This window comes from Mesorhizobium sp. M1E.F.Ca.ET.041.01.1.1, assembly GCF_003997355.1.
In the GTDB taxonomy this organism is placed as follows: Bacteria; Pseudomonadota; Alphaproteobacteria; order Rhizobiales; family Rhizobiaceae; genus Mesorhizobium.
In genome coordinates this window covers 1-9,326 of record NZ_RZSL01000212.1, presented here as the reverse complement: position 1 = coordinate 9,326, position 9,326 = coordinate 1, and the positions used below count along the sequence as shown (strand labels likewise).

Here is a 9,326-nt window from a genome sequence, read left to right as displayed (position 1 = left end):
CTGTTCCTCGACGAGATCGGCGATATGCCCTACCCGCTGCAATCGCGGCTGCTGCGCGTGATCGCCGAGCGCGAATTGATCCCGGTCGGCGGCATCGCGCCTCGGCCTGTCGACATCAAGATCATCTCCGCCTCGCATCATGACCTGCGCAAGCTGGTCGCCGAGGGCCGTTTCCGCGAAGACCTGTTCTACAGGCTGAACGCCGCCTCGCTTGCCTTGCCGGCGTTGCGCGAGCGCACTGATTTCGAATGGCTGCTCGACCGGCTGGTAAACGAACGCGCGCGCCTTGCCTGCCGGCCGGCAAGACTGTCGCCGGCGGCGCGGCTGGCGTTGATCCGCCATGGCTGGCCCGGCAATATCCGCGAGCTCGTCAACGCCGTCGATCTGGCGGTAGCGCTTTGTGACGACGGCACGATCCAGCCCGCCGACCTGCCCGATTTCGCACATGCGGCGCCAGCGGCCATGCCGGCCAGTGTCGTTGCGCTGCGGCCGCCCTCGCCTGAGGAAGAGCGCGCGGCACTGTTGACTGCACTGGTGGCGGCGGGCTGGAATATTTCCGGAGCCGCCCGGCGTCTCGGCGTCGACCGTACCACCGTGCATCGCCGCATGAAGCGCCTGCGGCTGGAAGCGCCGAACTAACGTTGCGGCGGCTGTGGCACGCCGTAGCACACGCAACACCGCCGCAACAGGCAAGGCGGCGTAAAAGCACAATAACGTATTGATTCCATTATAATTTGTCATTTGGCGCGGTGGCTGGCACATCATTTGCAATTCATTTCCGGACTCTAGCAAGCGGAGGAGAACACATGCTCGAGAGGACACCCACCACCAAGGCGCAGGCGCTACTCGACAAATTCGGCAAGGCGCTCGAAGCCGGTGACATCGATGCCGCCGTCAACTGCTTCCAGGAAGACTGCTACTGGCGCGACCTCGTTACATTCACCTGGAACCTGAAAACCATGGAGGGCCGCGACCAGATCCGTGACATGCTGCAGGCGACGCTGGCCAACACCAAACCGACCGGCTGGACAGTGGCCAAGGGCGAGGAAGCGACAGAGGATGGTGGCATCACCACCGCCTGGATCACTTTTGAAACCGACGTGGCGCGCGGCTTTGGTCTTGTTCGGTTCAAGGGCGAGCTGATCTGGACGCTGCTGACCACCATTGCGGAGCTGAAGGGCCATGAAGAGAAGGCAGGCTTCACCCGTCCGCTCGGCGCCAAGCACGGCCACGGCAAGGGCCGCAAGACATGGCGCGAAGAGCGCGACGACGAGATCGCCGAACTCGGCCACTCCCGGCAGCCTTATGTCGTCATCATCGGCGGCGGCCAGGGCGGAATTGCCCTCGGCGCCAGGTTGAAGCAGCTCGGCGTGCCGGCCGTCATCGTGGAGAAGAACGAACGTCCCGGCGATTCCTGGCGCAAGCGCTACAAGTCCCTCTGCCTGCACGACCCGGTCTGGTACGATCACCTGCCCTATATCGACTTTCCGAAGAACTGGCCGGTGTTTGCGCCGAAGGACAAGATCGGCGACTGGCTGGAGATGTACACCAAGGTGATGGAGCTGAACTACTGGAGCTCCACCGCCGCGAAATCCGCCACATACGACGAGAAGGCCAAGGAGTGGACCGTCGTCCTCGAACGCGACGGCAAGGAAATCGTGCTCAAACCGAAGCAGCTCGTGCTGGCGACCGGCATGTCCGGCAAGGCGAACTGGCCGAAATACAAGGGCCAGGACATCTTCAAGGGCGAGCAGCAGCATTCCTCGACCCATCCCGGTCCGGACAAATATCGCGGCAAGAAGGTTGTCGTCATCGGCTCCAACAATTCGGCCCACGACATCTGCGCGGCGCTGTGGGAGGCAGGCGCCGACGTGACCATGGTGCAACGTTCGTCCACGCATATCGTCAAGTCCGACACGCTGATGGATATCGGCCTCGGCGCCCTCTATTCGGAGCAGGCGGTCGAGAACGGCATGACGACGCGCAAGGCGGACATGATCTTCGCCTCTCTGCCATACCGCATCCTGCATGAGTTCCAGATTCCGCTTTACCAGCAGATGAAGGAGCGCGACGCGAAATTCTACGAGGATCTGGAAAAGGCGGGGTTCATGCTCGACTGGGGCGATGACGACTCGGGTCTGTTCATGAAGTATCTGCGCCGCGGCTCCGGCTACTACATCGACGTCGGCGCCTGCGACCTTGTCATCGACGGCTCGATCAAGCTCAAGAGCGGTCCCGGCGCCGCCGTCCAGGAGCTTACCGAGACCGGAGTGACGTTCGTCGACGGCACCGAGCTGCCGGCCGACCTGGTGATCTACGCCACCGGCTACGGCTCGATGAACGGATGGGCCGCCGACCTCATCTCACAGGAAGTGGCGGACAAGGTCGGCAAGGTCTGGGGCCTCGGCTCCAACACCACAAAGGATCCCGGCCCGTGGGAAGGCGAGCAGCGCAATATGTGGAAGCCGACCCAGCAGGAAGCGCTATGGTTTCACGGCGGCAACCTGCACCAGTCGCGCCACTATTCTCAGTATCTGTCGCTGCAGTTGAAAGCCAGGCAGGTCGGTTTGCCCACTCCGGTCTATGGGCTGCAGCAGGTGTATCACAAGGCTTGAAGCCAGACCCTTTGCGGTAGACGGAAGCCCGGTTGCGGGCTTCCGTCTGTCATGTTGCCTTGGGCATCGAACTGTGCCGCGCCCGCTACGAGGAGGCCGATATTGACGTAACCCGATGAACTATCAATCTCGCCCAATCCGCTTCCAGTAGATCAGCGTGCCGGTTAGCCCGCCGTGCGGCTTCAGCGCATAGTCCGGAATCTCGCCGGTCAGCGTGAAGCCGAGTTTCTCGTAGAGGCCGGCCGCGCCCTCCTCGCTTGCGGTGTCCAGCACCAGCAGAGTGCGTCCATTCTCAACGGCCAGTTTCTCGGCGGCCCGCATCAGGCGGGTCGCGGTGCCTTTGCCGCGATGGTCGAGCCGGATCATCAGTTTGGCGATCTCGGCACGGTGCGGCTGGTTGGGCGGACAATCGAGAATGAGCGTGACGGTGCCGACAAGCGTCTCGCCATCCCATGCGCCCAGCACCGCCCTTTCTGCCCGTTTGGCGGCAGCCAGCGACTTGCACCAGAACTCCCGAGCTGCATCCAGCGACAAGGGATGCATGAAGCTTACCGATCCGCCGGCAGCGACTGTCTCGATCAACAGATCGGCCAGCATCGCGCAGGTCGCTGCATCATCGCCCAACACCCTGATTTCAGGGGAATTCATCTTGGTGTTCTCCAGGTAAAGGCTGCCGTCATTCGAAGTGACTTGTTCGTCTCCGCCGCCGCGCCCGGCGGATTTCCGCGATGCGCTCGGCATCGTCTTCGCTGAGGTGGCGCCCGCGCTCCAGGATCTCCAGCGTGTATTCCTCATAGGTCAGGCCAAGCCGCTCGGCTCTTTCCAGTCGCATCAGCATGATGGTCTGGCTCGGCGCCTTCCAGGCTTTGTCGTGGGCGGCACGCCAGGCGAGGAAGGTGTAGGCATCGCCCTTGCCCCAGGGCGGTCCTTCATAATCGTCGAGAGGCGGCCCGCCATTGTGCGAACGTCTCGGCCGGCGCGCCATGCGGTCAGCCCCTGACCAGCGCCACCAGATAGTCGGCGGCTTCCGGTCCGGGAGCATGGAACGTGCAGTCCGACGGGGCGCCTAGCGCCAGGCAATCGCCGGGTTCGAGCCTGTGCAGCACATCGCCTTCGGTGAAGTCGAGGCGACCGCCGATCAACCAAATCTGCTGCTTGATGAAGGCATAGGATGCTGCCGGAAAACTCACCTTTGCGCCCGCAGGCAAGCTGACCCTGATGAGTTCGAGCGGCATCTGCGAGGCCGGCGATAAGTGCCGCCTGACATAGCCGGTCGCAGGATCCCGCCAGACCGGCTGTTCGTCCTTGCGGGAGACACCGCCGCCCTGCGTTTCGGCGCGGGCGATCAGTGTCGACAGCGTCATGCCGAAAGCAGACGCAACGCGCACAAGGAGCGCCGCGGTCGGACTTGTCTTGCCCCGCTCCATGGCGCTCAGCATCGCCTTGGAGACAACCGATCGCTCGGCCAGTTCGGCCAGAGACCATCCCCGCAAGTCCCGCTCGGAGCGTATCCGTTTGCCGATCGTGGATGTGATGTCTTTCGATATATCAGCCATTCGTCCAATATATCGAAATCCCAAGATGACGAAAGGGGCTGTTCGATCGAATTTTCGCGTATGCCTTAACAGGCCTTACACCATCCCACCTCACCCGACCTTAACCCCGATTGGATAGGTTTGACCTTGAGGGGAATGGGACAGGTCACCGATGTTTGTTGAACGCGAAGCCTCCGTAGGGGAGCCGACCTCGCAGGAGCGCCGTGACGGCCAACAAAGCGACAAGCGCATTCTGGGCAATGTCGTGCAGTGCGATGGCGCGCGCGCCACCATCAGCGCTTACGCCGAGGATGCCGAAGGCACGGTCACCGGCCTGTGGACCGTCGGCAAGATGATCTCCATCAACCTTGGCTCGACGCGCACCGTCGGCCTTGTCTATGCGATCGGCAAGTCGGACCGCGTCTGGAGCAACGAAGGCCAGAACGCGATCGAGGTCAGCATCGAATTGATCGGCGAGGTGCGCGACGGTGCCGAACCTGGCGCCAAGCCGGTTTTCGACCGGGGCATCACCACCTATCCGCATATCGGCGCCATAGCCCACCGTATCCGCAGCCGCGACCTGCAGGCCGTCTACGATCTCGCCGGCCGGCACTCCATCACCATCGGTACGCTGTCGCAGGACGAGGCGATCGACGCCAACATTGCCATCGACGACACGCTGGCGCGCCATTTCGCCATTGTCGGCACGACCGGCGTCGGCAAATCAACGGCCGTCTCGCTGCTTTTGCGCAAGTCGATCGAGGCGCGCCCTGACCTGCGCGTGCTGATCCTCGACCCGCACAATGAGTTTGCCGCCTCGCTTCCCGAATATTGCGTGAAGGTCGATTCCAAGACGCTCGACCTGCCGTTCTGGATGTTCAGGCTGGAGGAATTCGCCGAGGTTCTGTTTCGCGGTCGCGAGACCGAGCCGGAGGAAGTCGACGTTCTCCGCGACCTCATCCCGGCCGCCAAGAACCTCTATCGCAACCCCAGTTCGGGCAGCTACATCAGGCGCGGCAGCGACGCGCTGACCGCGGATACGCCGGTGCCTTACCGCATCGCAGATCTCATCAAACAGATCGACGAGCGCATGGGCATGCTTGAGAGCAAGAACGACCGCCCGACCTTGAAGTCGCTGAAGACGCGCATTGAATCGGCGGCCTCCGACCCGCGCTACCGCTTCATGTTCAATTCGCGGCTGATCGAGGACACGATCCACGAGACGATCGGCAACATCTTTCGCGTCCCCAACCATGGCCGTCCGGTAACCTGCTTCGAGATGGCGGGCATGCCGTCCGAGGTTGTCAATTCCGTCTGCTCGGTGCTGGCGCGCCTCGCCTTCGACCTCGCGCTTTGGAGCGAGGGCCGGCTGCGGTTGCTTTTGCTTTGCGAGGAGGCGCATCGCTACATGCCGGCCGATCCGCGCCTCGGCTTCGCCCCGACCAGGCACGCTCTGTCGCGCATCGCCAAGGAAGGCCGCAAATATGGCTGCTACCTCGGGGTCGTCACCCAGCGCCCGGGCGAGCTTGATCCGACCATCCTGTCGCAATGCTCGACCTTCTTCGCCATGCGGCTGGCCAACGAGCAGGACCAGGCGATCATCCGCTCGGCGATCGCGGATTCCTCGGCCTCGACACTGGCCTTCCTGTCCTCGATGGGCCAGCGCGAGGCGATCGCCTTCGGTGAAGGCGTGGCGACGACCATGCGGCTCAAATTCGAGAAACTGTCGCGCGAATTCATCCCGGGAACGGCCAAGCGCGAGCAGACGCTGCCCGCGGAAGCCGGCGACGACGTCGATCTCGCCGGCATCGTCGAGCGGCTGCGCAACGTGCCGAAACCGCAGCAGTCCATAGCCTTCGCCGAGGCGGTCGATACCGGCCGTCAGGCCGGCGATCCCGACTACCGCAAGCCATCGGCGCCGCGCGTGCAGCCGGACGACGACTTCGACCTGCGCTACGGCCTGAAGCCCTCGACCTTCGGCATGCGCCAGCAGAACGATTGAATACCACGTTAGGGTTCTAGGCCCGGCTTCGCCGGTAGGCATGGGTAAATTCCGTCAGGAAATTCGTCAGGCTGAGCCGAGTGGATTCGCTTTCGAGAACCGGAGCGGAGCGGACATAAAGTCCGTGAGCACCGGCCTACGCCGGCCGTAGCCTTAACTGCCACGACCCCACCAGGAGTGCTTCGGCCGGCGAAGGCCGGAAGCGCAGAAAACGGCAGCATACGGCCGGCATCACGAATTCAGTGATGGGATTTAGGCGCAGACGCGGTTGCGGCCCTGCTTCTTCGCCTCGTAGAGCTGCCGGTCCGCGCGGCGATAGAAATCCTCGGCGCTCTCATTGCGGTCCCAGACGGCAAGGCCGACGCTGGTGGTGACCTTCAGCCGCACGTTGCCCGATAGGATCGACAGGTTGGCGATGGCCTTGCGGATGCGCTCGGCGAAGCGGGCAAGCAGTTCCGCGTCCATGTTGGGCGTAACCACGGCAAATTCCTCGCCGCCGAGCCGCGCCACCACGTCGTGGTAGCGCGTCATGCCTCTCAGGCATGTGGCGACGGCCCTCAGCACCTCGTCGCCGACATCGTGACCATGCGTGTCGTTGACCTGCTTGAAATGATCGAGGTCGAGGATCATCAGCCCCACCGGCTTGTCGATGCGGCCGAACTCATCGAGATACTCCCGCAGCGCATCGTCGAAATAGCGGCGGTTCTGCATTCCGGTCAGGCCATCGGTGAGAGCCGCCTGCTCGAGCGTTTGCGAGCGGGCGCTCAGCGAAACCGTCATGGCGCGCAGCTTGCCCTCTTCCCTCACCTGGCCGCGGATCAGCGGATAGATGAAGAATATTCCGAAGAACAATGCGGCGGCCAGCAGCGCGCCGGTCACGAACAGCAACTTGTTGAGATAGATGATTCTTTCGAGACGCGACGCGGTGTCGAGATCGGTCGCGATGTCCTGCAATTGGCCATAGGCGTGGAAGGTCACCAGGCCGGCGGCCAGGATCACGAAAATAAAAACGAAGAATGCGGATTCCGCCTTGTGAAAACGCATAGCTCCCCACGGCACTACGACCCATCGTCGTTATGGCATGCCCGGCCTTACGGACGGTTAACCCGGGCCACTTGAACGAGAGGCGCATCGGATAGTCTAAGTTCCTGATCGAAATCGCATATGATCAGTCGGGAATGATTGGTCCATCGCCTGGGCAAAGCCTCTGCCAACCAGCGCCAAGTTGATGCCTGAACCAGGTCGCCTGACGCTTGGCATATTGGCGCGTTGCGGCCTTGGCGCGTTCGATCGCCTCGGGAAAACTCATTTGTCCGGTCAAGGCAGACCGCAGCTCGCGGACCCCGATCGCTTTCATCGCTGGCAGGTCCGGAGCGAGGTCAAGCGCCATCAACTGCCTGACCTCGTCGAGCGCGCCTTTGTCGAGCATCTGGTCGAACCGCGCCTCGATGCGCGCCACCAGTTGGCCGCGATCCGGCTCGATCACCAGGAAGCGCGCGCTGTCGCGGTCGATAAGCGGTTGGCCGCGCGACGCCTGCCAATCAAGGATCGACCGCCCCGACGCATCGAGCACTTCGAGCGCCCGCACGATGCGCTGGCCGTCGGTCGGCCTGAGCTGCATGGCGACCGCCGAATCCTCGCGCATCAAAATGCGATGCAGCCGCTCGGCTCCTTGTTCCTTGAGCTCGTAGCGCCAGCGCTCGCGCACCGATGGCGGAATGTCGGGCATGTCAGAGATGCCTTCGGCCAGCGCGCGGAAATAGAGCCCCGTGCCGCCGACGAAGACGACCGGCCGTCCCGACAAAACACCTTCCGCGATCAGCCCGGTGACGTCGCGCAGCCAGGCGCCGGTGGAGTAGGCAGTCGAAGGATGCACATGGCCGTAGAGGAAATGCGGTACGCGCGCCATTTCGGCCGCGCTTGGCCGCGCCGTCAGCACGTCGAGCACCGAATAGCCCTGCATGGAGTCGGTGTTGACGATCACGCCGCCCTTGCGTTCGGCAAGATCGAGCGCCAGCGCCGACTTGCCGCTGGCTGTCGGCCCGGCTATCAGGATCGCGTTCTTCACGCGGCCTTCGCCCGCCTGACTGCCGGAATTTTCGATGTCGCTGATCGCCACGCTTGTATCCCATCCCGAAGACCGTCGAGTGTCGGCCTCGCTTGCGAATATGGCCTCGCGGGCGGCCGGCGCAAGCTCCGTTCATTGGCTGGCTGAAGGCATCGCCTGCGATCTGGTTTTGCCGGAGACGCCGGACATCGGCGTATTGACGGCCGATCTTCGCGCGGCATTGGCCTCAGAGCCGGTCGATATCATCGTCCAGCCGTCCGAAGGCAGGAGGAAGAAGATCCTGCTTGCCGACATGGATTCGACGATGATCGACCAGGAATGCATCGACGAGCTCGCCGACGAGATCGGCGTCAAGGAGCACGTCGCTGCGATCACCGCGCGATCGATGAATGGCGAGATCGCCTTCGAGCCCGCTTTGCGCGAGCGCGTCGCCTTGCTGAAGGGCCTCGACACGGCGGTGGTCGATCGCATCATCGCCAACCGGCTGACGCTGGCCGCCGGCGGCCGCGCGTTGGTGCGGACCATGCGCGCCAACGGCGCCTGGACGGCGCTGATCTCCGGCGGCTTCGACGTCTTTACCAGCCGCATCGCCGCAATGCTGGGTTTCCAGGAAAACCGCGCCAACCGGCTGATCGAGGACGGCGGCCGATTCACCGGCACAGTGGAAGAGCCGATCCTCGGGCGCGCGGCCAAGGCCGAGGCGCTGCTCGACATTGCGGCAAGGCTTGGCCTGACGACGGCCGACGCGGTTGCCGTCGGCGACGGCGCCAACGACCTCGACATGATCCGCCTCGCCGGCATCGGCGTCGCCTTGCACGCCAAGCCGACGGTAGCCGAGCAGGCCAGAGTCCGCATCGACCATGGCGACCTCACCGCCCTGCTCTATATCCAGGGCTACAAACAGGAAGAGTTTGTGCAATGAAACCCATGCGCACCGAACGTCTCATCCTGCGCAACTGGGAAGAGCGCGACCGCGAACTCTTCCACCGCATCAACTCCGATGACCGCGTCATGGAATTCTTCCCATTCCGCCGCGACCGCGCTACTGCCGACGCCATGATGGATGAGTTCCGATCCTGGATCGCCGAGGACAGCTATGGTTTTGC

Annotated in this window: 10 protein-coding genes; 5 read left to right on the top strand and 5 right to left on the bottom strand. The window is 63.3% G+C overall.

Annotated features, from left to right (window positions below):
• On the top strand, positions 1-639 hold a 639-nt coding region (locus EOA38_RS18300; protein WP_145965991.1), incomplete at its 5' end, for a sigma 54-interacting transcriptional regulator.
• Positions 640-806: 167 nt separating this feature from the next.
• The gene (locus EOA38_RS18295; RefSeq protein WP_126093156.1) at positions 807-2,615 is read left to right on the top strand and encodes an NAD(P)/FAD-dependent oxidoreductase; all 1,809 of its coding nucleotides are present in this window, start codon (positions 807-809) and stop codon (positions 2,613-2,615) included.
• 123 nt (positions 2,616-2,738) lie between these two features.
• Here the strand turns inward: EOA38_RS18295 and EOA38_RS18290 are convergent, their stop codons facing one another.
• The 3 genes from EOA38_RS18290 to EOA38_RS18280 are packed head-to-tail and all read right to left on the bottom strand — an operon-like array spanning position 2,739 to position 4,171.
• Complete coding sequence (locus EOA38_RS18290; RefSeq protein ID WP_126093155.1) at positions 2,739-3,263, bottom strand: GNAT family N-acetyltransferase; 525 nt, start codon at positions 3,261-3,263, stop codon at positions 2,739-2,741.
• Positions 3,264-3,291: 28 nt separating this feature from the next.
• A complete protein-coding gene (locus EOA38_RS18285) occupies positions 3,292-3,600 on the bottom strand; it encodes a hypothetical protein (protein WP_126093154.1) in 309 nt (102 codons plus the stop codon).
• A 4-nt stretch (positions 3,601-3,604) separates the two neighbouring features.
• Positions 3,605-4,171 carry an XRE family transcriptional regulator gene (locus tag EOA38_RS18280; RefSeq protein WP_126093153.1) on the bottom strand — a complete coding sequence of 189 codons (567 nt, stop codon included), beginning with the start codon at positions 4,169-4,171 and terminating at the stop codon, positions 3,605-3,607.
• A gap of 151 nt (positions 4,172-4,322) precedes the next feature.
• On the opposite strand from EOA38_RS18280, the gene EOA38_RS18275 reads away from it, so the two are divergent.
• Positions 4,323-6,152 carry an ATP-binding protein gene (locus EOA38_RS18275; protein WP_126093152.1) on the top strand — a complete coding sequence of 610 codons (1,830 nt, stop codon included), beginning with the start codon at positions 4,323-4,325 and terminating at the stop codon, positions 6,150-6,152.
• A 252-nt stretch (positions 6,153-6,404) separates the two neighbouring features.
• Here EOA38_RS18275 and EOA38_RS18270 read toward each other — a convergent pair whose 3' ends face one another.
• Positions 6,405-7,196: a GGDEF domain-containing protein gene (locus tag EOA38_RS18270; RefSeq protein WP_126093151.1), complete on the bottom strand. Its 792-nt coding sequence runs from the start codon at positions 7,194-7,196 to the stop codon at positions 6,405-6,407.
• 124 nt (positions 7,197-7,320) lie between these two features.
• Complete coding sequence (gene miaA / locus EOA38_RS18265; protein ID WP_126095856.1) at positions 7,321-8,265, bottom strand: tRNA (adenosine(37)-N6)-dimethylallyltransferase MiaA; 945 nt, start codon at positions 8,263-8,265, stop codon at positions 7,321-7,323.
• Between miaA and serB the strand changes: the two genes are divergently transcribed.
• Positions 8,255-9,142, top strand: a complete 888-nt coding sequence (gene serB, locus EOA38_RS18260) for a phosphoserine phosphatase SerB (RefSeq protein WP_126093150.1) — start codon at positions 8,255-8,257, stop codon at positions 9,140-9,142. The genes miaA and serB overlap by 11 nt on opposite strands.
• Positions 9,139-9,326 (top strand): GNAT family N-acetyltransferase (locus EOA38_RS18255; RefSeq protein ID WP_145965990.1); only part of this gene is annotated, 188 nt, incomplete at its 3' end. The genes serB and EOA38_RS18255, both read left to right, overlap by 4 nt.